Raw genomic sequence first — 26,423 nt, forward strand, 5'->3', positions numbered from 1 at the left:
TGCTTTCTGTCATATCGATGCTGGTTTAACTGGAGATGCGTCGCAGATTGCTAATCTCAAGTATCACCGAACTGGTATCGATAGCACTTTCATGTTGTACCAGATCAAAACTCCAGCCGACACGGCTTTCATCAATTTCCCTCTGGTAATCCCGACCTTTTTGAAAAAGTGCCTTGGAACCGTTCGTCAACCAAGGTTCGGAAAGCTCAAAAAGCAGGTTAAGCGATGCAAGCGCACGGGCAGTCACCACCTCTGGCGTCTCAATTTTATCCCACATCGCCTCAATACGCTCAGAATGAACACGCGCAGGCACGCCAACATGTCCGGCAGCTGTGCGCAAGAAAGCGGCTTTTTTTCCCGCACTCTCGACCAAGTCAATCGAAGCACCAGGAATCTCTTTGAGAAAACAAGCGGTCACGATACCCGGAAATCCACCTCCCGACCCGAGATCGAGCCAGCGCTTTGCCTCAGGTGCCAGCGGAAATATCTGCGCGCTATCGAGGATATGCCGGTTCCAAAGATCGGCAAGTGTAGATGGAGATGCCAGATTGATGGCTGCGGACCATTTGCGAAACAGTTGTTCGAAAGCCATTAGGCGTTCCGTTGTTTCACGTGAAACAACGGGAACAATCTTTTTCAAGCTCGAATATCGGCTATCCACAGTCATGCTACGCCTTTCTCGGCGTTCAGTTCGAGAGCAGCACGCTCACGTGCGCCATGCTTCTTGATATGCGTAATCAGCAAAGCGAGCGCTGCAGGCGTAATGCCCTCTACCCGCTGCGCCTCGGCAATGGTCTCTGGTTTACGCTGCTTGAGCTTGAACTTAAGCTCATTAGAAAGACCAGAAATCACATCGAAGTCCAGCGTTGCGGGAATGAACAAACGCTCTTCACGCTCCATAACAGCAATGTCGCTTTTCTGTCGGTCCATATAAACCGAGTACTGCGCTTCAATCTCAAGTGCCTCGCGCGCAATCGGATCAATGCCGTTCAGCTCTGGCCAGATCACCTGCAACTTCCGCAGATCGATATCTGGATAGGACAGAAGATCATAAGCAGAGCGACGAACGCCATCCTGATTGAGATGGATGTCAAAACGGCTTGCCCGATTAGGAGTAATTGTCAGTTCTTTTGTCAAATCACGCGCCGATGACAATGCATCCTGACGAGCCGCAAATTTATCACGGCGCTGAGAGCCAAGAATGCCAAGCTGTTCGGCCAGCGGTGTCAAACGCTGATCCGCATTATCCGCGCGCAGTGACAAACGGAACTCAGCGCGGGACGTAAACATACGATAAGGCTCGCTGACGCCGCGTGACGTCAAATCATCGACCATAACACCGATATAGGCTTCCGTGCGCTGAATAATAACCGGCTCACTGCCGCTTGCCCGCTTCGCAGCATTCAATCCGGCGAGCAAGCCCTGTGCGCCAGCTTCTTCATAACCGGTGGTGCCATTGATCTGACCTGCAAGGAATAGGCCCGTCACACGGCGAGTCTCCAGACTGCGCTTCAGCTCTCGCGGATCAATAAAGTCATATTCAATCGCATAGCCCGGCTGAAGCATAATCGCTTTTTCCAGACCTGGAATGGTCTTGAGATATTCAAGCTGCACTTCTTCCGGCAAAGACGTGGAAATGCCGTTTGGGTAAACCGTATGATCGTCCAGCCCTTCGGGTTCTAGAAATATCTGATGCCCATCGCGATCGCCAAACTTGACGATCTTGTCTTCAACCGACGGACAATAGCGCGGGCCGATCCCCTCAATGGAACCAGAATACATCGCAGAGCGATGGAGATTAGCCCGGATGATCGCATGGGTTTCTCGCGTTGTCCGCGTAATGCCGCAATCGATCTGTGGGGTCGTGATCTTATCGGTCATCAGCGAGAAAGGAACCGGATCTTCGTCTGCGGACTGCATATCCAGGCTCTGCCAGTCAATGGTTCGACCATCAAGACGTGGCGGCGTACCGGTCTTGAGACGCCCAACGGCAAAGCCAAGACCGCGTAACGTGTCCGACAGACCTAAAGCCGGATTTTCACCCATGCGTCCGGCCGGGATTTTCTTCTCGCCGATATGAATGAGACCATTCAGAAATGTACCCGTCGTTAGAACGACAGATGCACAGCTGAGTTGGCGACCATCGGTCAGGACAGCACCAGTAATACGACCATCGTCCACACGAATATCCGATGCACCGCCTTCAACAACGGTTAGATTTTCCTGCTCGGAAATCAGCTCCTGCATTGCCAGACGATAGAGTTTACGGTCGGCCTGTGTGCGTGGGCCGCGAACGGCTGGGCCTTTCCGACGATTGAGCAATCTGAACTGGATGCCAGCCTTATCAGCGACGCGACCCATCAAACCGTCCAGCGCATCAATCTCCCTTACGAGATGGCCCTTGCCCAAACCACCAATCGCAGGATTACAAGACATGACGCCAATTGTATCAAAACGGTGCGTAACCAGCGCAGTGCGAGCACCAGCGCGTGCCGAAGCTGCCGCAGCCTCACAGCCGGCATGTCCCCCACCGATTACAATCACGTCGAAAGCTGTCGCTTCGGCCGAACTTTTGATGTTCATCCTGATGCATCCGAATCCAGTTTAGAAAGAGGTCTCTTTGACACGTTTGCCACTTTAACGGAAGGGGTAACCAGACCGGCTTCGATCAACTCTTTGATAAACTTGATACAGAAATCGACTCACGGATTGATATGGGAGTCAATAAGTCTGGACAGATTCCACAGATGTTTCACGTGAAACATTTCTCGCGGCAGTCTTCATAATCGCCACTGTTTCACGTGAATCACTCACTTACCGATACAGAACTGAGAGAAAATAACGTCCAGAATCTCTTCAACATCAACATCGCCTGTAATCCGTCCAAGATATTGCGACGCCCTGCGCATATTCTCCGCGCGTAGCTCCAGGGGTAAATCTTCGCGCTCAGCTGCTATATCAATTTCTGAGATCGTCGATTGCAAAAGATTGATATGCCGCTGACGCGTCGGTACCGCATCATTGATCTGGCCGATGCGTGCTTCAGCAAATTGCTGCAATGCATCGAGCAGACGATCAAGGCCGTCCGTGGTTCTGGTTGAAATCCGATACTGCCAGTTTTGGCTATCACTTGTAACAAGGTCTGCCTTGGTCCCAACAGTCCAGATGTCAGCTTCGCCGTTTTCAAGCGACACTGGGACTGGGTTTTCCATATCCTCAAGCAGCAAAACCAGATCAGCTTCAGCTGCGCGTTCACGCGCCCGCTCAATGCCAATCCGCTCAACCTGGCTTGTCGTCTCGCGCAATCCGGCAGTGTCTGTCACATAAACCGGAATGCCACCGAGGTTCAATTTGACTTCCAGAAGATCACGCGTGGTGCCCGCCTCTTCTGAAATAATTGCAATCTCGCGGCCCGCCAGAAAATTAAGCAGACTGGATTTTCCGGCATTTGGAGCGCCAGCGATTACAATATGCAAACCATCGCGCAGTATTGCTGCCCGCTTGCCACCTTCAATATGGCGGATGATTTCGCTACGCAGGGTTTTGAGTTGCTCCCATACCTGCCCCGAAACGGAACCCGGCACATCACTCTCATCAGCAAAGTCAAGTTCTGCCTCAATGAGCGCACGCGACCGAACAAGCCTCTGTCTCCAATCGGTATAGAGCTGGCGCTGCGCACCCGATGCGACTTGTAGTGCAAGACGACGCTGCCCTTCGGTTTCTGCGGCTATGAGATCGGCAAGGCCTTCAGCAATCGTCAAATCCATCTTGCCATTGGTAAAAGCACGACGGGTGAACTCACCCGCTTCCGCGATACGGCAACCTGGAAAAGTGCCGAGTTCTTCGAGCAGTTTTTCTACGACTGCAATCCCACCATGAAGATGAAATTCCGCACAATCCTCCCCAGTAAAGCTGTTGGGTCCCGGAAAAAACAGCGCAAGTCCCTTATCTATTGCGTCACCATTGCGAGAGCGAATGGTTTTATAGGCGGCAAATCTTGGCTCGATGATAGCGCCAAGGATCGTTTCGATTACGAATCGAACTTGCGGTCCGGAGATCCGCACCACAGCAACGCCGGAAGGAAGGCGTCCGCTCGACAATGCGAAAATCGTATCGATAAGGTGTTGGCGCTCGCTCATTTGATTTCCCGTTCTATATTGATACTCACACGCATATTCATTCATGCCCGGAAAGAAAAGCCTTATGACCGATATCAGCAGCAACAGGCTCAGAACCGCTCCAAGCGCCTATCTGCGTCAGCACGCCGATAATCCGGTTCACTGGCAGGTTTGGAGCAAAGAAGCGCTGGATGCAGCGCAGGAACTCAACCGGCCTATTCTTCTGTCGATAGGCTATGCCGCCTGCCACTGGTGTCATGTCATGGCGCATGAGTCTTTTGAAGATCCTGCCGTTGCAGACGTCATGAATGAACTTTTCGTCAATGTGAAGGTTGATCGGGAGGAACGGCCAGACATCGATCAGATTTATATGGCAGCCCTTGGTGCTATGGGACAGCAAGGCGGCTGGCCGCTGACGATGTTTCTGCTTCCCGATGGTAAGCCATTCTGGGGCGGAACTTATTTTCCACCAAAAGCTCGGCACAATCTACCGGGATTTATCGACGTGCTAAAAGCGGTCAATAATCTTTGGCAAGGAAATAAAGAAAAAATTAACCATAATGCGGAGGCTGTGTTTAATCATCTGGAGACACGTCTTGCCGCACAAAGCGAGGCGAGCCCGAATGATATTTCGCATTTCGATACGGTAGCAGACCGGATCAATGCGATGTTTGATCCTGTTCGTGGCGGCATCGATAGGGCACCAAAATTCCCAAATGCTCCCTTCATGGATTCCTTGTGGCTGTCGTGGCTCTATAGCGGCCAAAGCCATCATCGCGATACGTTTCTGCTATCACTGAGAACAATGCTGCAAGGCGGCATTTACGATCATCTCGGCGGCGGGCTTTGTCGTTACAGTGTTGATGCCGATTGGCTGGTGCCGCATTTTGAAAAGATGCTCTACGACAATGCGCAGCTGATCAGACACGCGACTTATGCCTATGCCGAAACGCAAGATGAATTGTTCCGTATCCGAATCGAAGAAACCGTTAACTGGTTGATCCGCGAAATGCGGCTTCCTGACGGAAGTTTTGCGTCCAGTCTCGATGCCGACAGCGAGGGTGAAGAAGGGAAGTTCTATATCTTCACCGAGGCCGAGATTAATGCCGTATTGGGTGATCAGGCCGCTGCTTTCAAGAAATGGTATGATGTGAAAGCTCAAGGCAATTTTGAAGACAGCACTATTCTCAACAGGCTTCACGCGGTGAATGAGAAGGCAGAGCTTCCTGCTGACATTGAAACATCGAAAGAAAAACTGTTCAATTATCGCAGCACGCGCATTCGTCCGGGCCGCGATGAAAAAGCTCTCACCGATTGGAATGCACTGGCAATCCGGGCGCTGGCAGAAGCGGGCCGCAGTTTCAGAAAGCCGGAATGGATCGATTATGCCATTGCGGCCTATCGTTCGATTCGGTCGTCGTTTGAGGCCGGACGCATGGCGCATTGCCGAATGGATGCTGAATTGGTCTACCCTGCCCTGTCATCCGATTATGCGGCCATGATCAATGCAGCGCTTTCGCTTTATGAAGCGACAAGCGACAAAACATTCATTCACGATGCACTTGCACTGAAAGATGCACTCAATCAAAACAATCGCGATGCATCGGGTAATTACCGGCTTTCAGCGATAGAGGCAGAAGACGTTATTCTTCACAGCTATGGAGATTATGACGAGGCCATTCCATCTGCCACCAGTCAGATTATCGAAGCATTCACGCGGCTATTTTTGGCCACCGGAGATATGAATCTTTATCGCCAAAATGAACGGCTGGTTGAGCAGGCAATGGGGCGTGCACGCGTTCAGCAATATGGGCAAATCGGCATTCTGAATGCAGGCCGTTTCGCCGCTGAACCGCTCTCTCTGGTAATAACTGACACAGGGGGAGATGGCGAACTTGTGGCAGTGGCCACGCGCAATCCTGATCCGCGACGGTTGGATAAGTTTGTTGCCTTTGAAGCGGGGACATTGATTGAGCTTCCAACAGGCGGCACAGCACATGCGGATAAACCGTCAGCATGGCTCTGTAAGGGACAGGTTTGCCTGGCGCCCGTCGAGACTGCCTCAGCACTCGAAATACTGCTCAGAGGCCATTCCTGAGCTTTTATGGAGTATAAAAAACGCCGCGCTGATTTCTCAACGCGGCGTTTTAAAATGATAATCGAGCAGAACTTAAGTGTTCATTGAATCGAAGAAATCACCATTGCTCTTGGTCTGCTTGAGCTTGTCGATCAGGAACTCAATCGCATCTGTCGTGCCCATTGGCGCGAGAATACGGCGCAGAACAAAAATCTTCTGAAGATCAGCGCGTGGAACAAGCAGATCTTCCTTACGTGTGCCGGATTTAAGAATATCCATAGCCGGGAAGATACGCTTGTCAGCAACCTTGCGGTCGAGAACGATTTCCGAGTTACCCGTGCCCTTGAATTCTTCAAAGATCACTTCGTCCATACGCGAACCCGTATCGATCAGCGCGGTTGCGATAATGGTGAGCGAGCCACCTTCTTCGATGTTACGGGCTGCACCAAAGAAGCGCTTTGGACGCTGCAAGGCATTTGCATCCACACCACCGGTCAGCACCTTACCGGACGACGGAACAACTGTGTTGTAAGCGCGGCCAAGGCGGGTAATGGAATCGAGAAGGATCACAACGTCACGGCCATGTTCGACAAGACGCTTCGCCTTTTCGATGACCATTTCCGCAACCTGAACGTGGCGTGTTGCTGGCTCATCGAAGGTAGAAGAAACAACTTCACCCTTCACCGAGCGCTGCATGTCGGTTACTTCTTCCGGCCGCTCGTCGATCAGGAGAACGATCAGATAGCATTCAGGATGGTTAGCCGTGATCGAATGCGCGATGTTCTGCAACAGAACCGTCTTACCGGTACGCGGCGGAGCGACAATCAGACCGCGCTGGCCTTTACCAAGCGGCGCAACCAGATCAATAACGCGCGAGGACAGATCCTTATTGGTCGGAACTTCGAGTTCCATCTTGAAGCGCTCATTTGGATAGAGCGGTGTCAGATTGTCAAAATGGACTTTGTGTTTGATTTTTTCAGGGTCATCAAAATTGATCGTGTTGACCTTGAGCAGTGCGAAATAACGTTCGCCCTCTTTCGGACCACGAATCGGACCTTCAACCGTGTCACCGGTCTTCAGTGAAAAGCGACGCAGCTGGGAAGGAGAAATATAAATATCATCCGGGCCGGGCAGATAATTGGCGTCGGCGGAGCGCAGGAAGCCAAATCCGTCCTGCAGCACTTCAACAACGCCTTCGCCGATAATTTCGACGTCCTGAGCAGCGAGGCTCTTGAGGATCGCGAACATCAGTTCCTGCTTGCGCATTGCGCTCGCATTTTCGACCTCAAGCGTATCGGCAAAGGCCAGCAGCTCGACCGGAGTTTTGTTTTTAAGTTCTTGTAGTTTCATTTCCTGCATGGGTGAGGAACTCTTTTGAAATAAAATAGGAAAATGCAGTTGTTCGGAAAGGTGGGTCACTTGGATCGTGACCGGCATCGAAGGCCTGCTGTCATGGTGGGAAGAGGACTCACTCATACCGTTTTGCAGCATGAAGAGCAAGTGTCAGTTAAGAATTGGCGAGATTTTATTCAATAGGAAGAAGGTCGAAGCCCGGTTCAAATCGCTGAAATTCCGGGCTTCCTGGAAATAATCATTAAAATTAGAACGGTTTCACGATCACCAGAATAACAATCAGGATCATCAAAACCGTCGGAACTTCGTTAACGATTCGCCAATGTTTGGCTGATTTGGTGTTCTTATCTTGTGCAAATAGACGTGTTGCCTTCGACAGATAGCCGTGGACACCAGACATCAACACAACCAGCAGAATTTTTGCGTGCAGCCACCCGCCTTTGAAATCAAAAATTTCCCATGCAAGCCAGAGACCAGCAATCCACGTTACAATCATAGCGGGATTTATGATGAAACGCAGCAACCTGCGTTCCATAATTTTGAACGTTTCAGAGGTTTCGGAACCAGGTTTAGCTGCGCAATGATAAACGAAAAGCCGCGGCAGATAGAGCATCCCGGCCATCCATGCGATCACTGCAATGACGTGGATCGACTTGACCCAAAGATAAGCATCGGCTGGATTCACGTGAAACAATCCCCATAAACCGAGTGCCACGACGACCAGAGCCACGATGATACGCATCAGCGCAGCCTTGCCGCTGTTTGTTTTATTCGAAGCGTTCATCAATAACCTCCGCGAACCCGGTCAATCATCCGCTGCACATTTTCAATCGGTGCCTGTGGCGTAATTCCATGGCCAAGATTGAAAATCAGTGGACCTTGACCCAGATTTTTGAGGATCACATCAACGCCTTCATCCAGCGCCGCACCGCCAGCGACTACGCGTAGCGGATCAAGATTGCCCTGAATAGCGCCTTCCTTTTGTAACTCCTGCGCAAAGGAAACCGGCACAGACCAATCAAGGCCCAGAACATCAACGCCGGTCTTTTCGCGATAGCCTGCATAAAGCATTCCGGCACCTTTCGGAAAGCCGATAATACGGGCTTCGGGATATACTGCCCTCACCTTTTGCACGATGCGGGCAACCGGGCGAACACAGAAGCGCTCAAAGCAATCTTCGTCCAGCACGCCGGACCATGAATCGAAAATCTGTACAGCATCAGCGCCTGCATCAAGCTGTTCAATCAGATATTCGGCTGAAACATCCGCCAGATCATTCAAGAGCTTTTCAAAGGCTTCCGGGAAGCGATAGGCAAACAGACGAGCAGGAGCCTGATCAGGTGTCCCATGACCGGCGATCATATAGGTCGCAACGGTCCAGGGAGCGCCACAGAAACCCAGCAGCGTTGTTTCATCTGGCAATTGCGCACGCAGCAGCCGAACCGTCTCATAGACCGGCTCAAGGCGTTTTGCGACACCTTCTGTCTCAAGCCAGAAAATCTCATCTGCATCTATCGGTGTCATCAAAGGCCCTCTTCCTTCTTCAAAGCGAAGGTCTCGTCCAAGGGCATGAGGGACAACCAGAATATCTGAAAACAGAATGGCTGCATCAAAGCCATAACGGCGGATTGGCTGAAGCGTCACTTCAACAGCCAGATCAGGTGAATAGCAAAGGTCGAGAAAGCTTCCTGCTTGTTTGCGCACTTCGCGATATTCAGGAAGGTAACGTCCGGCCTGACGCATCATCCAGATTGGTGGTGGAAACACTGCTTCACCGTCTATGACTTTCAAGACTTTGCGCTTCATCGCATTCCACCCTGTCTGATTTTCGTTATCGTGTGTGAAAGTTTTCCCATGCCTTCTTCATAAAGAAAGGAGGAATCTAGAGTCTTCTTATTCTTAGAGTCTGTTGGAATCGGGGATTACGTTTTACCTGCCTTTTTCCCACAGCTCTGCTTAGACACAGATTGGCCTGTGCGATCATTCACCGATCATCTTGATAAAAGCAATGAAAACTCAAATCATTCATTGAATCTAAGGAGTTACCAATTGCCGCACTTTGGCACTCTTTGTGGACAAGCTGGGAATATCACAGGCATTTTCCAAATGTTACGAGTCTTGTACACAAGCGCTTTCTAAAGCTTCCCACATGTGTACTCGCTGTGGATGACTTGCCAAGTTTCCCACCGCCTGCCATGGCTTGTGGATGGAGCCTTAAAATTACGCACAGTCGTCAACAGGGAGGGGAGAAATCTGTGACCAGACCGCTTTCTTACTTTCATCTTCATCTGATTTCTGATGCGACGGGAGAGACTCTCCTCGCTGCAGGCCGTGCCGCAGCCGCCCAATATGCCAGCGCGCGGGCGATTGAACATATTTATCCGCTCATCCGAACCGAGAAGCAGCTGCGCAAAGTTCTGGAAAATATCGACGCTGAACCCGGCATCGTTCTCTATACAATTGTCGATCAGAAGCTTGCTGCGATCATTGACGAAGCTTGCGCGGAAATGGGTGTGCCAAGTGTTTCCGTGCTCGAACCTGTGCTCAATACGTTTCAATCTTATCTGGGCGCGCCCGCGCATCGTCGCGCCAGCGCGCAGCACGTGCTCAATGCTGATTATTTTCGCCGGATCGATGCGCTCAATTTTACGATGGAGCATGATGACGGGCAATTGCCACCCGATATAGAGGAAGCAGACGTAATTCTTGTCGGCATTTCGCGAACGTCCAAAACGCCGACCAGCATTTATCTCGCTAATCGCGGCATCAAGGCCACCAATGTGCCGATTGTGTTGGGTATCCCCCTCCCCGATCAGCTTTTTAGCGCAAAGCGTCCGATGATCGTCGGGCTGGTGGCAACGGCTGAGCGTATTTCGCAGATCCGGCAGAACCGTCCGCTCGGCAGTGTTCCATCGCTTGATACCGGACTTTACACAGACCGCGTTTCAATTTCCGAAGAACTGGCTTATGCCCGCAATCTCTGCAACCGGCATGGCTGGCCGATCATTGATGTATCGCGCCGGTCGATTGAAGAAACGGCAGCAGCTATTCAATCTCTGCTGCGTGATGGCAAGAAGGAAGATCTGACATGATGACAAAGCTTATTCTGGCCTCCAAAAGTCCATTTCGCTCGGCTCTGCTGAAAAATGCCGGCATCACCTTTTCGGCTGAAAGTGCGGATATTGACGAGCGCTTGGTCGAAGCGCCGCTTTATAAATCGGGTGCCACGCCCGAAGAGGTCGCACAGGTTCTGGCTGAGGCGAAAGCCTTGTCGGTCAGCGAAAACCACCCCGATGCGGTGGTGATCGGCTGCGATCAGACGCTTTCGCTGGGCGATGAGATTTTCCACAAGCCTGCGGATATGGAGGCGGCACGCCGCCAGCTTTTGCAATTTTCCGGTAAAACCCATCAGCTTAACAGTGGTGTGGTGCTGGTTAAAAACGGTGAGACACTGTGGCGTCATGTGAGCATCGCACGCATGACCATGCGTGATCTCGATCCGGGCTTTATCGGACGCTATCTTGGACAGGTCGGCGATATTGCCCTTTCCAGTGTTGGCGCTTATCAGGTCGAAGGTCCGGGCATTCAGTTGTTCTCAAAAATCGACGGCGATTATTTTACCATCGTCGGACTGCCGCTTCTGCCCCTGCTTGATGAATTGAGGAAGGAAAATCTGATTGATGGCTAACAAGGCATTCGTCACCGGCTTTCCGATAAAGCATTCACGGTCGCCGCTCATTCATAGCTTTTGGCTGAAAGAGCATGGCATTGAAGGCTCTTATGAAGCCATTGAAGTAGCGCCGGAAAATTTCGCAGAATTTGCTTCCTCGCTTGCAAAAAATGGCTTTGCTGGCGGCAATGTCACGATTCCACATAAGGAAGTGGCCTTCGCAACCGTGGAAAGTCGCGATGCGGCTGCGGTTGCTATTGGCGCGGTGAACACGCTCTGGTTCGAGAATGGAAAGCTCTGCGGCGGCAATACCGATGCTTATGGCTTTGCCGCTAATCTTGATGCTCTGGCCCCGGGCTGGGACAATGCCGATACGGCACTGGTTCTGGGTGCTGGTGGTGCAGGACGTGCGATTGTGCATGCTTTGCAGACGCGCGGTTTTTCACGCATTGCTATTGTCAACCGCACGCTGAGCCGGGCGCAAGAACTGGCAAGCCATTTCGGTGCTGGCGTTTCCGTGCATGGATGGGATGCGGCGCAAGCCTTGGTCAAAGATGCCGGTCTCATCGTCAACACAACTTCGCTTGGCATGAGCGGACATGGTGAGGCGACCGATTTTCCACTTGATCTGCGTGCAGCGCAAAAGTCAGCCGTTGCGACAGATATTGTTTATATTCCATTGAAAACACCGTTTTTGGCCAGCGCTGAAGCGGCAGGTCTCAAAACCGTTGATGGTCTTGGCATGTTGTTGCATCAGGCGGTTCCGGGATTTGAACGCTGGTTTGGCAAAAGACCAGAAGTGACAGAAGCGCTGAGAAATCATATTCTGGATGATATGAAAAAGGCTGGCGCTTTATGATCATCCTCGGACTGACCGGCTCAATCGGCATGGGAAAGACCACCGCATCCACCATGTTTGCGGAAGCTGGCGTGCCAGTCTACAGCGCCGACGATGCCGTGCATGCGTTATATGCGGGTCGGGCAGTCCCCCTGATCGAAGCCGCCTTCCCCGTAACCGTTTCGAACGGCAAAGTCGACCGGACAAAATTGTCTGCATCCGTTCTTGGCAAGCCGGAAGCGCTTAAAAAGCTTGAATCGATCATTCATCCGCTCGTGCATGAAGAGGAAGCCGCCTTTCTTGCACGCGCGCGTGCGGATGGCGCCGATATTGCGCTGATTGATATTCCGCTGCTGTTTGAAACGGGTGGCCACAACCGCGTGGACAAGGTGGCTGTTGTTTCCGCCCCTGCCGACATTCAGCGGGCGCGGGTTCTTGCACGCCCCGGCATGACGGAAGAGAAGTTTGCGGCCATTCTTGCGCGGCAAATGCCGGATGCCGAAAAGCGTGCGCGTGCGGATTTTATCATCGATTCTTCGGGCGACTTTGAAGAAACCCGCGCGCAGATCACAGCCATCATCGCTGAATTGCGTGGAAAGCCTGTTGATCAATTCTGATTGCTAGCGCGAGCGTGTTATAGAGAACAAAATTATTTAAGAGGTTGCCATGCGTGAGATCGTTTTCGATACAGAAACCACCGGCCTTGAACGGCTGGAGGATCGGGTCATTGAAATCGGCGGTGTGGAATTAATCAACCGCTTTCCCACCGGAAAAACTTTTCACAAATTCATCAATCCGCAGGGGCGAAAAGTGCATCCTGATGCACTCGCCGTTCACGGCATTACCGATGAGCAATTGCTCAAAGAGCCGAGCTTTGCTGAAATCGTAGACGAATTTTTGGCGTTTTTCGACGGTGCACAGCTCGTCGCACATAATGCCATGTTCGATCTTGGCTTTATTAATGCGGAACTCGAAAGACTGGGCAAACCGGGAATTGCGGTTGACCGAATTGTTGATACGCTGGCGTTGGCGCGTCGCAGAAATCCGATGGGCCCGAATTCGCTTGATGCGCTTTGCAAACGCTATGGCATCGACAATTCGCACCGCACATTACACGGCGCTCTGCTCGATTCTGAAATTCTTGCGGAAGTCTATATTGAGCTGATTGGCGGCAAGCAGACGGCCCTTGGCCTCAGCATGTCTGGAAATTCAGGCGGCAATAATGGCACAGATAACAATAGTGGCATGGTTTTGCGCCAACGCCCGGTTCCGCTTGCCTCACGCATTTCAGAAAAGGAACGCGCTGCCCATGCTGCACTTGTGGCAAAAATGGGCGACAAGGCGATATGGAAAAAATACCTCAACTAATTCAGGCATAAAAGAAAACCCCGCATAAAGCGGGGTTTTTTTGATAATTGCCTAAGATCAGCTCTTTACAGCGTTCTTGGCTTCTTCTTCGGCCATACGGGCCTGGAACATCTGTGCGAAATCGATTGGGTCGATCATCAGTGGTGGGTAGCCACCATTGCGGGTTGCGTCAGCAACGATCTGACGTGCAAACGGGAACAGCAGACGCGGGCATTCGATGAACAGAAGTGGAAGCATATGTTCCTGCGGGATGCCCTGAATGCGGAATACGCCGCCATAAGTCAGCTCTGTGTTGAACAGAACATCTTTGCCGTCGACAGCCTTGGCTTCGAGTGTCAGCACAACGTCGAAATCCGTTTCGGAAAGCGGATTGGCGTTTACGTTGACATTGATGTTGATCGAAGGAGCCTTTTCGCGTGGGCGCAGCGACAGAGGCGCGCCTGGGCTTTCAAAGGAAAGATCCTTGATGTACTGGGCCAAAATGTTGAGGGACGGCTGGGCGGTCGCGCCATTGCCGTTCTTTACTTCGCCCGCAGCGGCCTTATCGCTCATTATCGGTATGCCTTCTCTTTAGTGATTTATCTTGTTGCCAAAAAGCAGTGCTGCTTGGCTAGCATGTGTCGGAACATCAAGCAAGGAACGCTTTTTACGTTAGTAATTGCTCGATTACCGATCTTTGCGGTCCGGATTCCATGGTGAGTTTTCATCCGGCTTTGCTGTGTAATCTTCCGGGTCGAGATCGATCACGTTGTTATCCTGACGCTGATAGGGGCTATAGGCCTCCGAATAGCGTGTGGAAGCGGTCGCCACCACCAGACGATTGCGGACAAACCGGTTCCAGACGAGATCGCGAATAAAGGGAACAAACAGCAGCAGGCCAATCGCGCTTGTCACAAAGCCCGGAACAATCAACATAATGGCCGCGACGACGATCATCGCGCCATGCATCATTTCACGATCCGGCACGCGTCCGGCGGCACTTTCAGTGCGAATGCGCTGCAACAGGCCAAAACCTTGCACGCGCAGCAGGAAAAAACCAAGCACGGCACTCAAAACAACAAGACCCAGCGTTGCCAGAACACCGATTTCACTGCCGACGATCACAAAGCCAGCAATTTCGATGAACGGCATGGCCAGCATGAGAAGAGGGGCGAAAGAAGGTGACACGGCAATTAAGACCTTATGTTGATGGGTGTTTGTAAAAAAGAAACGGAATTGAAGCAGTCTATCATAGATTATCACATAGGTATTCGTGATCGGGATTTGAATGATCTATCAAGCCGATCTATATATATATGCAACGAAATTGGTGGCGGGAGCAAAATTTGCGGTCGTTATCCGTTAACTGGTGGCAGGCGGTATGGAATTTTTTGATTTTGGCACGATATTTTTCTTCATAGCAGCGGTGGTAATATTTCTTCAGCTGAGGAATGTTCTTGGCCGTCGCACAGGAAACGAAAAACCGCCATTTGATCCTTATACCTCTAACCGCAGTGCTGACACACAGACCAATGGTGTGGACGCCGATAATGTTGTGTCGCTGCCGCAGCGCACTGGCGAAAAAGACTTTTCAGCGGTCGATAAAATTGCGCCTGCGGGCACTCCAGTCAATGATGGGCTTCGCGCTATTCAGGCAGCAGACCCGTCTTTCAATCCTGACACTTTTGTTGATGGTGTGAAGATCGCTTATGAAATGATTGTCATGTCTTTTGCCGATGGTGATCGCAAAGTTCTCAAAAATCTTCTCTCCAAGGAAGTTTATGAGGGCTTTGTCTCAGCTATTGATGAGCGCGAAGCACGTGGTGAAAGCGTACGCTCGACCTTCGTGGGCATCGACAAGGCAGACATCGCCAATGCTGAAATGAAGGGTTCGGAAGCGCATGTGACGCTCAATATCGTCAGTCAGATGATATCTGCCACCTTCGATAAGGACGGTAAAGTGGTTGAAGGCGACCAGGAAAATGTCGTCGAAATTCGCGATCTCTGGACCTTTGCCCGTGATACGCGCTCGCGTGATCCAAACTGGAAGCTTGTCGCGACAGAAGCGGAAGACTAAAGAGAGTTTACGATTCAAGGGCCGCTTATTCAGCGGCCCTTGAAGTATGCGATAAACGGATGCGGCTTGTGCATAATCTGGCGAACATCATACGACCGGTCAGCTATTCAGACTGTCCCGGCTGGTATCAGGACGATCAGGCTTTAGCCTTTTCGGCCTTTCGTCGTTCAGCCGATTATGCGGAACATAATCGCTATAACAGTGGTAGTCTCGGAATCAGCTTTGAAGCACTGAAACCGGCGTTTGCAGCTGCGCGTATGCTCACAAATCCCAATACCGCACAGGCGCGTGCGTTTTTTGAAGAGCATTTCGTTCCCTGCCGCATTGATGCGGAGGGCTTCGTGACAGCTTTTTACGAGCCGGAAATTGCCGCATCACGAACGCCTGATGCGCATTTTACGGTTCCGTTTCTCAAAAAGCCTGATGATCTTGTAAAAGTCACCGATGAAAACCGCCCTGCGGGCATGGATACGTCTTATGCTTTTGCACGACAAATAGCGAATGGTATCGAAGAATATGATGATCGTCAGGCCATTGAGCAAGGCAGTCTGAATGGACGCGGGCTGGAGTTGGCTTATGTCGCCGACCGGGTTGATGCATTTTTCTCGCATGTGCAGGGTGCAGCTAAGCTCAAGCTCACCGATGGCAGTTTTATGCGGATCACCTACGCTGCGAAAGCCGGTCATCCTTTTACCGGCATTGGGCGGATTCTGGTGGCAGAAGGCGAAATTCCTGCCGATCAAATATCCATGCAGACCATCCGGCAATGGCTGAAGGATCATCCGGAAAAAGCCGATGATTTGATCTGGCAAAACCGTTCCTACATTTTTTTCCGCGAAGCACCGGTGGATGACCAGAATCTCGGGCAGATCGCAGCTGCCAAGGTTCCGCTGACGGCAGGGCGTTCCATTGCTGTCGACCGGCTTTTGCATACATTCGGAACACCGTTTTATGTGCATGCGCCGAGTGTGATCGCGTTCGACAATACGCCCTTCTCTCGGCTCATGATCGCACAGGATACCGGAACGGCGATTGTTGGCCCGGCGCGCGGCGATCTCTTTGCGGGTTCGGGTGATGCGGCGGGCGAAATTGCTGGCGGTATTAAAAGCCAGGCCGATTTTTATGCGCTTGTTCCGCGCGCTTTGGTGGTCTGAACCATGGCATCAAAGAACGAAAACGCCGATAAAGATTACCTCCGCCCCGAAGACCGTATTCTCTGGGAAACGGTGGCTAAAACTGCTAAACCTTTGGCGGGTAAAAAGCTTCAGTCTGAAGAGCTTTCGGTTTTCAGCGAATTGATGGCGGAGAAGGCAGAGAAGAAGCCAGCGAAACAGGTGCCCTCGCCTGTTACTGAAACCGTCGAGCCTAAAAAGAAAATCACCGCTCTTAAAGAAATGCCGATCCATGCATTTGACAAGCCAACGCACCGCAAGATTTCCAAGGGGCGTGTGGATATTGAAGCGCGCATTGATTTGCACGGCCTGACGCAGAACGACGCTTATGAACTGCTCTATGGCTTTTTGCTGGGTGCGCATGCACGCGGCTTGAAGCACGTGATGGTGATTACCGGCAAAGGCCGCTCATTTGGCAGTGAAGGCGTGCTCAAACAGGCAGTTCCACACTGGTTCTCGACGCCGCTCTTCCGGCTGCTGGTCAGTGCCTATGAAGATGCAGCGCATCATCATGGCGGGCATGGTGCGCTTTATGTGCGCCTGCGCAAGCAAACGCAAAACGGAGGTCTTCTGCGATGACCCCATTTGGCAAGCGTTTGCGGGAATTGCGTGACGAACGCAATGTTACCCAGAAAGAAATGGCCGCAGCTTTGCGTGTGTCGCCAGCCTATCTCTCGGCGCTGGAACACGGACGGCGCGGCCAGCCGACATGGGATCTGCTGCAACGCATCATCACCTATTTCAACATCATTTGGGATGAAGCGGAAGAGTTGCAGAACCTCGCTTCCGTGTCGCATCCGCGTGTGGTGATCGACACGTCGGGCCTGTCTCCACAGGCAACAGAACTTGCCAATCTGCTGGCGCGCAACATCCGCATCATAGATCGCGAGACGATAAAGCATTTGAGTGATGAAATCGAAGCGGCGCGTAAGCGCCGCCGTGGCTTAAAGCCTTTAGCCTAACGCATATTCTAAAACAGCGCCTTCAATTCATCGAGTTTGGAATTGACCAGCCAGCCGTAATAGTTTTCCTGCGGCATCAAAGGCGCCTGCCCCGATGCTTTGCGCTGTGCATTTTCGTTAGCGAGTACGCGGGCGCGGGAATCGGCTCCACCTGTATTATAGAGCGTAGCGGTCAGGCCGGGATTTTTGGAAATATCAAAATCCGCAATCTGGCGATAGGCTGTGATCGACTGTTTCAGCGTGGCTGCAATATACGGCAGCGTCAGATCGGGGTCCATAATAGTTTTATAGACCGTGTTGCCGTTTTCGGCGTCGAGCTTTGGCAGGCCGGAAACGCGATTGACCATATCCGACATCTGCAATGCAGTGAGCGGGTTCATCTGTCCGAGCCCGAAAGTCTGACCAGCATAAAACGGCTGGAAGAAAACCGCGCTGAAGCGGTTGTTCGGATAGCTTTTACCGCCGACTGATTTGCCGCGGAACTGCTTGTTCCAGATATTCTCGCGGCAAGCCCATAGCGAATAGCTGTCTTTGAACTTGAGGCATTCGGAAAACTCCGGACGCTTTACGAACTGGCCAATGTTCTCGCCATTATAGCCGAAGCTCACGCCCTGGTTCACATAGGACATAGCCTTGACGTAATAGGTCTGCAAACGATCATAGACATCGACATTATAAGTGTGCTCACCAACAATGGCCCCGACAATATGGATCGGATCAATGCCATAAGCCGAAGCCGTCGATTTGATCTTCGAGCGTAACGATGCATCCTTTTTCAGAAGGTTATAAATCTTCTGATATTTCTTTTCATATGTGGTGCTGAGTTCCTTGGTACGCTTGGCAGAAGCGCCGGGAATGGATGGCTGTTCGGCATTGCGGTTGCCGGGTGGCACCGAAACGGCAGCAAATGCGCTCTGGCAGGAGAAAGCGACAGCAAGACAGATGCTTGCAATGCGGTTCAGTCGGCTGGTCATTGCGCGGAAAAAGCCCCAAATATGGTAAATCATGCGTAAAAGTTGGCGCAAAATAAAAAAAAACCTCGACGAAGTCGAGGGTAAAAAATGTAACCAAATATATGAGAGCTCTAAGTGTCGTTGATGACACGCTGCACGTTTTCTATCGCTTGCGCTGATTTACATAATTCAAAGACATGACTCAAACCATACAGGGTTCCATGCTACGAACTTACAAAAATTTAAGCACTTATCGGTGTCTTGCCCAAATGCCTTGCAATCGAAAGCACGTGCTGGCGTTGCATATGCCAGAGCGCTAATGGTTAATATGGATAAAAGTTTTATAAGTATATTCTTTATATTCATAAAAAACCTCCTGTTGATTATTAAAAATATATATAAAATAAAAATACATAAAATAACAATTTGTTGCCCAATATAACCCGCCTAGATAATGCTAGGCGGGTTATATCTTTTTACAGAATGAAGCGCGACAGATCCGTGTTTCGGGCAAGATCGCCGACAGTCTTGCGGACATAATCGCCGTCAACCTTAAAGTCCGAGCCAGCCTTGTCAGGCGCGGTGTAGGAAATATCGTCCAGAACCCGCTCCATAACTGTCTGCAAGCGGCGCGCGCCGATATTCTCAACTGTCGAATTGAGGTCGACTGCAATATCAGCCAAAGCGTCAATCGCGTCGTCGGTAATATCGAGCTTCACCTCTTCCGTCGCCATCAAGGCAATATATTGCTTGATGAGGCTCACTTCGGTTTCCGTCAGAATCCGGCGGAAATCTTCACGCGTCAGAGCGTTCAGTTCAACACGGATCGGCAAACGGCCCTGCAATTCCGGCAGAAGGTCAGACGGCTTTGAAACGTGAAAAGCGCCCGATGCGATGAACAGAATATGATCGGTTTTCACCGGGCCATATTTCGTTGCGACGGTGGTGCCTTCAACGAGCGGCAGCAGATCGCGCTGTACACCTTCGCGTGAGACCCCTGCTCCCATTCCGCCTTCACGCGCGGCAATCTTGTCGATTTCGTCAAGGAAAACGATACCGTCATTTTCGGTCGAGCGCAGCGCTTCCTGAATGAGCTGATCCTGATCGAGCAGTTTGTCGGACTCATCATTGATCAGAATTGCATAGGATTCCTTGACCGTGGTTTTGCGCGTCTTGGTGCGTCCGCCCATAGCCTTGCCGAAAATATCGCCGATATTGATCATGCCGATATTGGCACCCGGCATGCCCGGAATTTCGAAATTCTGACCATTGCCTGTATCGGCAACTTCGATTTCGATTTCCTTGTCGTCAAGCTCGCCCTCACGCAGCTTCTTGCGGAAACTGTCGCGGGTGGCGGGACTTGCGGTCTTGCCAACCAGACCATCGAGCACGCGCTCTTCGGCATTGATGTGCGCTTTTGCCTTCACTTCCTCGCGCTTCTTTTCGCGCACGAGGCCGATTGCCGCTTCAACCAGATCGCGGATGATCTGCTCGACGTCGCGGCCAACATAGCCCACTTCGGTAAACTTGGTGGCTTCCACCTTGATGAACGGCGCACCGGCTAGCTTGGCGAGACGACGGGAGATTTCCGTCTTGCCAACACCGGTCGGTCCGATCATCAGAATGTTTTTTGGCATCACCTCTTCGCGCATCTGACCTTCCAGCTGCTGGCGGCGCCAGCGATTGCGCAAAGCGATAGCCACGGCGCGCTTGGCGTCGTTCTGGCCGATGATGAAGCGGTCAAGCTCGGAGACGATTTCGCGGGGAGAAAAATTGCTCATGATTATAACCCGGTTTGCCACTGCCTGATGAACTCGAACGGATGCAGCAGCATGATCACGTTGAGCGTAAGATTGTCGCGAATGATGATAAGCGCCAGAATTTCAAAGAACAGCGCGATGGCGACGGTGATTTTAGTCGGTAGTTTGGCAGCCAGCAGAAAGCCGATCATTGCGAAAACCGTATCGGAAACCGAATTCACGATGCTGTCGCCAAAATAGTCCACGGAGGAGGTATTGGCGCGATAGCGCTCGATAATGAAGTTCGAGTTTTCGACCAGTTCCCAGACGGCTTCAACGCCAACTGCCATGGCAAGCCGCAGACCCAGCGGCGCTTTTGGCGCGATGATTGTCAGAAGCCAATAGAACAGAAAGCCATGAATGATGTGCGAGAGCGTATACCAGTCGGATATATGCTGCGAGTTTTCGGACATCAGCGAACCGGACCATAATTTTATGGTGCCGCATTCACACATGGGAATCCGTCCATCAAGATAAAGCCAAAAGGCCTGTATCGTGAGAATGGCAACAACAATCAGAGCGCCTAAGCCCCAACGGTGTGGTTTAGAGGCTTGCACGGTTGCGGTCATTCGGCGTTGAGGCTTTCAACCAGAATGCTGTGATTGGTGTAGATGCAAATGTCGGCTGCAATGCCCATCGCCTTGCGGGCAATTTCCTCGGCATCCAGATCGGTGTCGACCAGAGCACGCGCTGCCGCCAGCGCATAATTGCCGCCCGATCCGATGGCCATGACGCCATGCTCCGGTTCAAGCACGTCGCCGGTTCCGGTCAGTGCCAGCGTCACCTTGCTGTCGGCAACAAGCATCATGGCTTCGAGTTTGCGCAAATAGCGGTCGGTGCGCCAGTCTTTTGCGAGCTCGACGGAAGCCCGCATGAGCTGATCGGGATATTGTTCAAGCTTGGCTTCAAGGCGCTCTAGCAGCGTGAAGGCGTCGGCGGTGGCACCGGCAAATCCGGCAATCACGTTACCCTTGCCAATGCGGCGCACTTTTCTCGCATTGCCCTTCATCACGGTGTTGCCGAGCGAGACCTGCCCGTCACCGGCGATAACAACCTTGTTACCCTTGCGAACGGTAACGATGGTCGTGCCGTAAATTGTCGTGGGATTGTGTTCGATCATGGATCACTCCTTTGGCGGCTTACAGGTTTCCATCTGGCAAACGCATAAGCCCCTGATATGGGCGAAGCCCCTACTCTGCTCTTTCAAGAGCTAACTGAATCGGGTTTCGTTGTGAATATTTAAGAACCATCTGCCAAAATGCAAATGGGACCAAACCAGAATATTGGCGCTGGCGCTAAAAGCATTGGCAAAACCGGCCAGCTGTTCTAGAACGCGAAAAGATTTTAACTGAGGAAATGCAATGACGGCTGAAAGCGCCCGCAAAGCAAGTATCGAACGTTCAACCAAGGAAACGAGCATTGCCGTTTCTGTCGATCTGGACGGCAACGGCAAGTTTGACATTACAACTGGTGTCGGCTTCTTCGATCATATGCTGGAGCAGCTTTCCCGACATTCGCTCATCGACATGCGCGTGATGGCCAAGGGCGATCTGCATATCGATGATCACCACACAGTCGAAGATACCGGCATTGCGCTCGGTCAGGCTGTGGCTAAAGCCCTTGGCGAGCGTCGCGGCATCGTGCGTTATGCATCGATGGATCTCGCCATGGACGACACGCTGACCGGCGCAGCCGTCGATGTTTCGGGCCGTGCCTTTCTGGTCTGGAACGTGAATTTCACGACGGCCAAGATCGGCACATTCGACACCGAGCTGGTGCGCGAGTTCTTCCAGGCTTTTGCGATGAATGCAGGCATTACGCTGCATATCAACAATCATTATGGTGCCAACAATCACCATATTGCAGAGTCGATCTTCAAGGCCGTGGCCCGGGTTTTACGCACAGCGCTCGAAACCGATCCGCGTCAGAAGGATGCAATTCCATCGACCAAGGGGTCGCTGAAGGGATAAGCAAATGGCGCAATTCGTCGTGTTGGAGAAAGAAGGCGCGAACAGTGCTGAAAACTCTGTCTTCGTGCGCGACGGATTTTACACATTGGCGCTGATCCTGCCGGTCGTCTGGCTGCTATCGCAGCGGCTGTGGTTTGAAGCGATCGCCGCTCTTGGCGTAACAATCCTGCTGGGCGTGGCAGGTTCTGCGTTTGGTATCTCGAATGCGGTTCCGCTGATCACTTTGTTGTTTTCACTGTTTGTGGCGCTGGAAGGCGCCAACTGGAAGATCGCAAAACTTAAACGTCAGGGTTTCGTTGAAAAAGCCATTATCGATGCTTCCGATCTGGAAGAAGCGGAGATGCGCTATTTCTATTCTAGCGAAGATGAAGCGGCCCCTGTTGAAGCCTCAGCACCCGAATGGGCTCAGCAGCCCCCTCGTCCCACATATTCCTCATTTGGCTCGACGATCGGATTTGTCGGTCATCGCGGAGAAAACTGAAAATGCGTGTTGCAATTATCGACTATGGTTCCGGCAATCTTCGCTCGGCCACCAAGGCCTTTGAGCGCGCCGCCCATGAGAGCGGTGTGAAAGCGGAAATCGAACTGACAGCAGATGCGGATCGCGTGGCAAGCGCCGACCGCATCGTTCTGCCGGGCGTTGGTGCTTATGCCGATTGCCGTCGCGGCCTCCATGCCGTGCCGGGCATGGTTGAAGCACTGGAAGATGTGGTTCTGAAAAAGGCGCATCCTTTCCTCGGTATCTGCGTGGGAATGCAGTTGATGTCAGAGCGCGGCCTTGAAAAAGAAGTCACGACAGGTCTCGGCTGGATCGCGGGCGATGTGCGTGAAATGACGCCGACCGATCCGACGCTCAAGATTCCGCAGATTGGCTGGAACAGGATTCACGTGAAACATTCGCATCCGGTGCTCGACGGTATCGCCACCGGCGAGAACGGCTTGCATGCCTATTTCGTGCATTCCTACATGTTTGACGCGAAGAACAAAGCCGACGTGCTGGCTGTCACCGACTATGGTGGCGATGTCACCGCAACGGTTGGGCGCGACAACATGATCGGCACGCAATTCCATCCTGAAAAGAGCCAACTGCTTGGCCTTTCGCTTATTGCCAATTTCCTGAAATGGAAGCCTTGAAACTATGATCCTTTTTCCCGCCATCGATTTGAAAGACGGTCAATGCGTGCGCCTGAAGCTTGGCGACATGGATCAGGCGACCGTTTACAATGAAGACCCTGCAGCGCAGGCCAAAGCTTTTGAGGATCAGGGCTTTGAATGGCTGCATGTGGTTGATCTCAACGGTGCCTTTGCTGGCGAAAGCGTCAACGGCAAGGCAGTTGAAGAGATCCTGAAAGCCACCAAAAATCCGGTTCAGCTTGGCGGCGGTATCCGCACCCTCGCCCATATCGAAAGCTGGCTTTCCAAGGGTCTGCGCCGCGTGATCTTGGGTACGGTTGCTGTACGTGATCCGGCGCTGGTGATCGAAGCCTGCAAAGAATTTCCGGGACAAGTTGCTGTCGGCATCGACGCCAAGGGCGGCTATGTTGCCGTTGAAGGCTGGGCCGAGGCCTCCGAGCTTGGTGTGGTGGAACTCGCAAAAAAGTTTGAAGGTGCGGGCGTGGCCGCCATTATCTATACCGACATCGACCGCGACGGCGTGCTGGCTGGCATTAACTGGGATTCCACACTTGGTCTTGCCGACAGCGTTTCCATTCCGGTGATCGCGTCGGGCGGCCTTGCTTCGATGGATGATATTAAGCGCCTCGCCGCTCCCGATGCCCGCAAACTGGAAGGTGCGATTTCTGGCCGTGCGCTTTATGACGGTCGCATCGATCCGGCCGAAGCATTATCCCTTTTGAGGGCCGCATCATGACACTTAAAGCACGTGTAATTCCCTGCCTTGACGTTAAGGATGGCCGTGTCGTCAAGGGCGTCAACTTCGTCGATCTGATTGATGCCGGTGATCCGGTGGAAGCCGCGCGTGCCTATGATGCGGCGGGTGCCGACGAATTGTGCTTCCTCGACATCACGGCGTCTTCGGACAATCGCGAGACAATTTTCGACGTCATCGCCCGTACAGCGGAGCAGTGCTTCATGCCACTGACCGTTGGCGGTGGCGTGCGTCAGGTCGCTGATATTCGCAAGCTGTTGCTCGCCGGGGCCGACAAGGTTTCGATCAACACGGCTGCGGTGAAGAACCCGGAATTTGTTGCGGAAGCCGCCGACAAGTTTGGTGATCAGTGCATCGTTGTGGCCATCGACGCCAAGAAGGTTTCGGGAGCTGGCGAGAGCGACCGCTGGGAAATCTTTACCCATGGTGGACGCCAGACGACTGGCATTGATGCGGTGGAGTTTGCGCAGAAGGTGGTGAGCCTTGGTGCGGGTGAAATCCTGCTGACCTCGATGGATCGTGATGGCACCAAGGCGGGTTATGATGTGGCCTTGACGCGCGCTGTTGCTGACAGCGTGCGCGTTCCGGTGATCGCATCGGGCGGCGTTGGCAATCTCGATCACATGGTCGACGGTATCCGCGAAGGTCATGCGACGGCAGTTCTTGCAGCATCCATCTTCCACTTTGGCACTTATACGATTGGCGAAGCCAAGCGCTATATGGCCGAGGCTGGCATCCCTATGCGGCTGGATCCGGTCAGCTAATTATAAAATCCGAAGGAAGTTCGATGGCTGAGTTCACCCTTTCCGATCTTGAACGCATTGTTGCGGAACGTGCGACTTCGACGGATGGATCGTCCTATACGGCGAGTCTCTTTGCCAAGGGCCAGACACGCGCTGCCAAAAAGCTTGGCGAAGAAGCCGTGGAAACGGTAATTGCCGCAGTCAGTGGCGATCGCGCGGAAGTGGTCACAGAAAGCGCTGATCTGCTTTATCATCTGCTGGTGGTTTTGAAGATTGCAGACGTGCCGCTTGAAGACGTTCTTGCAGAGTTGCAACGCCGCACGGCGCAGAGCGGCCTTGAGGAAAAGGCCGGGCGACCAAAGGCATAAATGCAAACGAAACAGGATATACGTGAATTGGCGTTGAGGGAGAGCAGCGACAATATGTGGGAAAAAGTGGACCAGTTAACGCCGTCGCGTTACTCGCCTTACCGTTTCTTTTCGGCGGAAGAGTGGGCAGGCTTTCGCGCTGACACCCCCCTCACCCTCACCTACGAAGAAGTCAAACGGCTGCGCTCACTGGGCGATCCGATTGATCTGGATGAAGTGCGGCGCATTTATCTGTCGCTGTCCCGCCTGCTCTATGCGCATGTGGAGGCGAGCCAGCTTCTTTTCCGCCAGCGCCAGCAATTTCTCCATATGGAAGAGAGCTTCAAGACACCTTTCATCATTGGTATTGCAGGCTCGGTTGCGGTTGGCAAATCCACGACCGCGCGTATTCTCAAAGAATTGCTTGCCCGCTGGCCTTCCAGCCCGAAGGTCGATCTGGTGACAACGGATGGCTTCCTCTACCCCAACGCGGTTCTGCGTGATCAGAACATGATGGAGCGCAAGGGCTTTCCCGAAAGCTATGATGTGGGCGCGGTCTTGCGTTTTCTGTCAGCGATCAAGGCAGGCATGAGCCATGTGCGTGCACCGCTCTATTCGCATTTAAGCTATGACGTGCTGCCGGGCGAATATCAGATTGTCGATAAGCCCGACATTCTGATCTTTGAGGGCATCAATGTGCTTCAGGTCCGAGATCTGCCAGAAGACGGCAAGATGGTGCCTTTCGTATCCGACTTCTTCGACTTCTCGATTTACATCGATGCAGAGCCCGAGCTGATTCACAAATGGTATATTGATCGCTTCATGCGGCTTCGTGAAACCGCTTTCGTTAATCCGCAATCCTTCTTCCATCGCTATTCGCAACTTTCAGAAGATGCGGCCCGTTCGATCGGTGAAGGCCTGTGGCACAATATCAACATGAAGAACCTGCTTGAAAACATTCTTCCCACCCGCCCTCGTGCCGATATTATCCTGCGAAAAGGCAGTGATCATCTGATCGAGGAAGTGGCACTGCGGAAAATTTAAAGCGCATCCCGAAAAGTGTGAAACGATTTTCGGCACAAGATACGCTTAAAAAACAAAGAGATAGA

The 26,423-nt window shown here is 52.2% G+C and carries 29 protein-coding genes; 17 read left to right on the forward strand and 12 right to left on the reverse strand.

The genetic code is table 11. The annotated features are described in order from the left end of the window. Positions 1–25: 25 nt before the first annotated feature. The 3 genes from rsmG to mnmE all read right to left on the reverse strand — a co-directional run bounded on the left by rsmG (position 26) and on the right by mnmE (position 4,118). The gene (gene rsmG, locus U2P60_RS09235; RefSeq protein ID WP_413572324.1) at positions 26–667 is read right to left on the reverse strand and encodes a 16S rRNA (guanine(527)-N(7))-methyltransferase RsmG; all 642 of its coding nucleotides are present in this window, start codon (positions 665–667) and stop codon (positions 26–28) included. After that, on the reverse strand, positions 664–2,583 hold the full coding sequence (gene mnmG, locus U2P60_RS09240) for a tRNA uridine-5-carboxymethylaminomethyl(34) synthesis enzyme MnmG (RefSeq protein WP_413572325.1): 1,920 nt from the start codon (positions 2,581–2,583) through the stop codon (positions 664–666). Before mnmG ends, rsmG begins: the two co-directional genes overlap by 4 nt. 227 nt (positions 2,584–2,810) lie before the next feature. Beyond that, a complete protein-coding gene (mnmE, locus tag U2P60_RS09245; protein ID WP_413573738.1) occupies positions 2,811–4,118 on the reverse strand; it encodes a tRNA uridine-5-carboxymethylaminomethyl(34) synthesis GTPase MnmE in 1,308 nt (435 codons plus the stop codon). 85 nt (positions 4,119–4,203) lie between these two features. Between mnmE and U2P60_RS09250 the strand changes: the two genes are divergently transcribed. Beyond that, positions 4,204–6,216: a thioredoxin domain-containing protein gene (locus tag U2P60_RS09250; RefSeq protein ID WP_413572326.1), complete on the forward strand. Its 2,013-nt coding sequence runs from the start codon at positions 4,204–4,206 to the stop codon at positions 6,214–6,216. Positions 6,217–6,288: 72 nt separating this feature from the next. Here the strand turns inward: U2P60_RS09250 and rho are convergent, their stop codons facing one another. The 3 genes from rho to hemE form a co-directional block, all read right to left on the reverse strand. Then, positions 6,289–7,554, reverse strand: a complete 1,266-nt coding sequence (rho, locus tag U2P60_RS09255) for a transcription termination factor Rho (protein WP_250041384.1) — start codon at positions 7,552–7,554, stop codon at positions 6,289–6,291. Between the two features lie 241 nt (positions 7,555–7,795). Then, positions 7,796–8,332: a protoporphyrinogen oxidase HemJ gene (gene hemJ, locus U2P60_RS09260; RefSeq protein WP_313827500.1), complete on the reverse strand. Its 537-nt coding sequence runs from the start codon at positions 8,330–8,332 to the stop codon at positions 7,796–7,798. Continuing rightward, positions 8,332–9,354 (reverse strand): uroporphyrinogen decarboxylase, encoded by a 1,023-nt coding sequence (hemE, locus tag U2P60_RS09265; RefSeq protein ID WP_313827501.1) that lies wholly within the window; start codon positions 9,352–9,354, stop codon positions 8,332–8,334. The genes hemJ and hemE overlap by 1 nt, the downstream gene beginning before the upstream one ends. Positions 9,355–9,803: 449 nt before the next feature. Between hemE and U2P60_RS09270 the strand changes: the two genes are divergently transcribed. Genes U2P60_RS09270 through dnaQ form a run of 5 tightly spaced genes read left to right on the forward strand, consistent with a single transcriptional unit; the run spans position 9,804 to position 13,424 of the window. Continuing rightward, positions 9,804–10,640, forward strand: coding sequence for a pyruvate, water dikinase regulatory protein (locus U2P60_RS09270; protein ID WP_313827502.1), 837 nt, complete (start codon positions 9,804–9,806; stop codon positions 10,638–10,640). After that, positions 10,637–11,236, forward strand: a complete 600-nt coding sequence (locus U2P60_RS09275; RefSeq protein WP_313827503.1) for a Maf-like protein — start codon at positions 10,637–10,639, stop codon at positions 11,234–11,236. The genes U2P60_RS09270 and U2P60_RS09275 overlap by 4 nt, the downstream gene beginning before the upstream one ends. After that, positions 11,229–12,077 (forward strand): shikimate dehydrogenase, encoded by an 849-nt coding sequence (locus U2P60_RS09280; RefSeq protein WP_413572327.1) that lies wholly within the window; start codon positions 11,229–11,231, stop codon positions 12,075–12,077. The genes U2P60_RS09275 and U2P60_RS09280 overlap by 8 nt, the downstream gene beginning before the upstream one ends. After that, a complete protein-coding gene (coaE, locus tag U2P60_RS09285; RefSeq protein ID WP_413572328.1) occupies positions 12,074–12,673 on the forward strand; it encodes a dephospho-CoA kinase in 600 nt (199 codons plus the stop codon). Before U2P60_RS09280 ends, coaE begins: the two co-directional genes overlap by 4 nt. Before the next feature lie 49 nt (positions 12,674–12,722). Continuing rightward, a complete protein-coding gene (dnaQ, locus tag U2P60_RS09290) occupies positions 12,723–13,424 on the forward strand; it encodes a DNA polymerase III subunit epsilon (protein ID WP_413572329.1) in 702 nt (233 codons plus the stop codon). Positions 13,425–13,481: 57 nt separating this feature from the next. Here the strand turns inward: dnaQ and secB are convergent, their stop codons facing one another. Together secB and U2P60_RS09300 are read right to left on the reverse strand one after the other, a co-directional pair. Then, positions 13,482–13,976 carry a protein-export chaperone SecB gene (secB, locus tag U2P60_RS09295; RefSeq protein WP_313827507.1) on the reverse strand — a complete coding sequence of 165 codons (495 nt, stop codon included), beginning with the start codon at positions 13,974–13,976 and terminating at the stop codon, positions 13,482–13,484. A gap of 114 nt (positions 13,977–14,090) precedes the next feature. Next, complete coding sequence (locus U2P60_RS09300; protein WP_310013030.1) at positions 14,091–14,591, reverse strand: FxsA family protein; 501 nt, start codon at positions 14,589–14,591, stop codon at positions 14,091–14,093. A 193-nt stretch (positions 14,592–14,784) separates the two neighbouring features. On the opposite strand from U2P60_RS09300, the gene U2P60_RS09305 reads away from it, so the two are divergent. Genes U2P60_RS09305 through U2P60_RS09320 form a run of 4 tightly spaced genes read left to right on the forward strand, consistent with a single transcriptional unit; the run spans position 14,785 to position 17,614 of the window. Beyond that, a complete protein-coding gene (locus U2P60_RS09305; protein ID WP_413572331.1) occupies positions 14,785–15,480 on the forward strand; it encodes a Tim44/TimA family putative adaptor protein in 696 nt (231 codons plus the stop codon). A gap of 59 nt (positions 15,481–15,539) precedes the next feature. Continuing rightward, the gene (locus U2P60_RS09310) at positions 15,540–16,634 is read left to right on the forward strand and encodes a murein transglycosylase A (RefSeq protein ID WP_413572332.1); all 1,095 of its coding nucleotides are present in this window, start codon (positions 15,540–15,542) and stop codon (positions 16,632–16,634) included. A 3-nt stretch (positions 16,635–16,637) separates the two neighbouring features. Then, a complete protein-coding gene (locus U2P60_RS09315) occupies positions 16,638–17,231 on the forward strand; it encodes a Smr/MutS family protein (RefSeq protein ID WP_413572334.1) in 594 nt (197 codons plus the stop codon). Beyond that, complete coding sequence (locus U2P60_RS09320; RefSeq protein WP_310013022.1) at positions 17,228–17,614, forward strand: helix-turn-helix transcriptional regulator; 387 nt, start codon at positions 17,228–17,230, stop codon at positions 17,612–17,614. Before U2P60_RS09315 ends, U2P60_RS09320 begins: the two co-directional genes overlap by 4 nt. 8 nt (positions 17,615–17,622) lie before the next feature. Here U2P60_RS09320 and U2P60_RS09325 read toward each other — a convergent pair whose 3' ends face one another. The 4 genes from U2P60_RS09325 to hslV form a co-directional block, all read right to left on the reverse strand. Then, entirely contained in the window at positions 17,623–18,588 is a 966-nt protein-coding gene (locus U2P60_RS09325; RefSeq protein WP_413572335.1) for a DUF1402 family protein, read from the reverse strand. 455 nt (positions 18,589–19,043) lie between these two features. Further along, complete coding sequence (gene hslU, locus U2P60_RS09330; protein WP_413572336.1) at positions 19,044–20,348, reverse strand: ATP-dependent protease ATPase subunit HslU; 1,305 nt, start codon at positions 20,346–20,348, stop codon at positions 19,044–19,046. Positions 20,349–20,350: 2 nt separating this feature from the next. Beyond that, a complete protein-coding gene (locus U2P60_RS09335) occupies positions 20,351–20,935 on the reverse strand; it encodes a DUF2585 domain-containing protein (protein ID WP_413572338.1) in 585 nt (194 codons plus the stop codon). Continuing rightward, on the reverse strand, positions 20,932–21,486 hold the full coding sequence (gene hslV / locus U2P60_RS09340; protein ID WP_310013014.1) for an ATP-dependent protease subunit HslV: 555 nt from the start codon (positions 21,484–21,486) through the stop codon (positions 20,932–20,934). The genes U2P60_RS09335 and hslV overlap by 4 nt, the downstream gene beginning before the upstream one ends. A 241-nt stretch (positions 21,487–21,727) precedes the next feature. On the opposite strand from hslV, the gene hisB reads away from it, so the two are divergent. Genes hisB through coaA form a run of 7 tightly spaced genes read left to right on the forward strand, consistent with a single transcriptional unit; the run spans position 21,728 to position 26,358 of the window. Further along, positions 21,728–22,336: an imidazoleglycerol-phosphate dehydratase HisB gene (gene hisB, locus U2P60_RS09345; RefSeq protein WP_007872453.1), complete on the forward strand. Its 609-nt coding sequence runs from the start codon at positions 21,728–21,730 to the stop codon at positions 22,334–22,336. 4 nt (positions 22,337–22,340) lie between these two features. Further along, complete coding sequence (locus U2P60_RS09350) at positions 22,341–22,817, forward strand: DUF2628 domain-containing protein (protein WP_313827517.1); 477 nt, start codon at positions 22,341–22,343, stop codon at positions 22,815–22,817. A 2-nt stretch (positions 22,818–22,819) separates the two neighbouring features. Further along, complete coding sequence (hisH, locus tag U2P60_RS09355) at positions 22,820–23,470, forward strand: imidazole glycerol phosphate synthase subunit HisH (RefSeq protein ID WP_413572340.1); 651 nt, start codon at positions 22,820–22,822, stop codon at positions 23,468–23,470. Between the two features lie 4 nt (positions 23,471–23,474). After that, complete coding sequence (hisA, locus tag U2P60_RS09360; RefSeq protein WP_413572341.1) at positions 23,475–24,206, forward strand: 1-(5-phosphoribosyl)-5-[(5-phosphoribosylamino)methylideneamino]imidazole-4-carboxamide isomerase; 732 nt, start codon at positions 23,475–23,477, stop codon at positions 24,204–24,206. Further along, a complete protein-coding gene (gene hisF, locus U2P60_RS09365; RefSeq protein WP_313827520.1) occupies positions 24,203–24,988 on the forward strand; it encodes an imidazole glycerol phosphate synthase subunit HisF in 786 nt (261 codons plus the stop codon). The genes hisA and hisF overlap by 4 nt, the downstream gene beginning before the upstream one ends. Before the next feature lie 23 nt (positions 24,989–25,011). After that, positions 25,012–25,335 carry a phosphoribosyl-ATP diphosphatase gene (locus U2P60_RS09370; protein WP_313827521.1) on the forward strand — a complete coding sequence of 108 codons (324 nt, stop codon included), beginning with the start codon at positions 25,012–25,014 and terminating at the stop codon, positions 25,333–25,335. 54 nt (positions 25,336–25,389) lie between these two features. Then, a complete protein-coding gene (gene coaA, locus U2P60_RS09375; RefSeq protein WP_413572342.1) occupies positions 25,390–26,358 on the forward strand; it encodes a type I pantothenate kinase in 969 nt (322 codons plus the stop codon). Positions 26,359–26,423: the final 65 nt, after the last annotated feature.

The sequence above is a fragment of the Brucella sp. H1_1004 genome, from assembly GCF_047308065.1.
Classification (GTDB): domain Bacteria; phylum Pseudomonadota; class Alphaproteobacteria; order Rhizobiales; family Rhizobiaceae; genus Brucella; species Brucella pseudogrignonensis_B.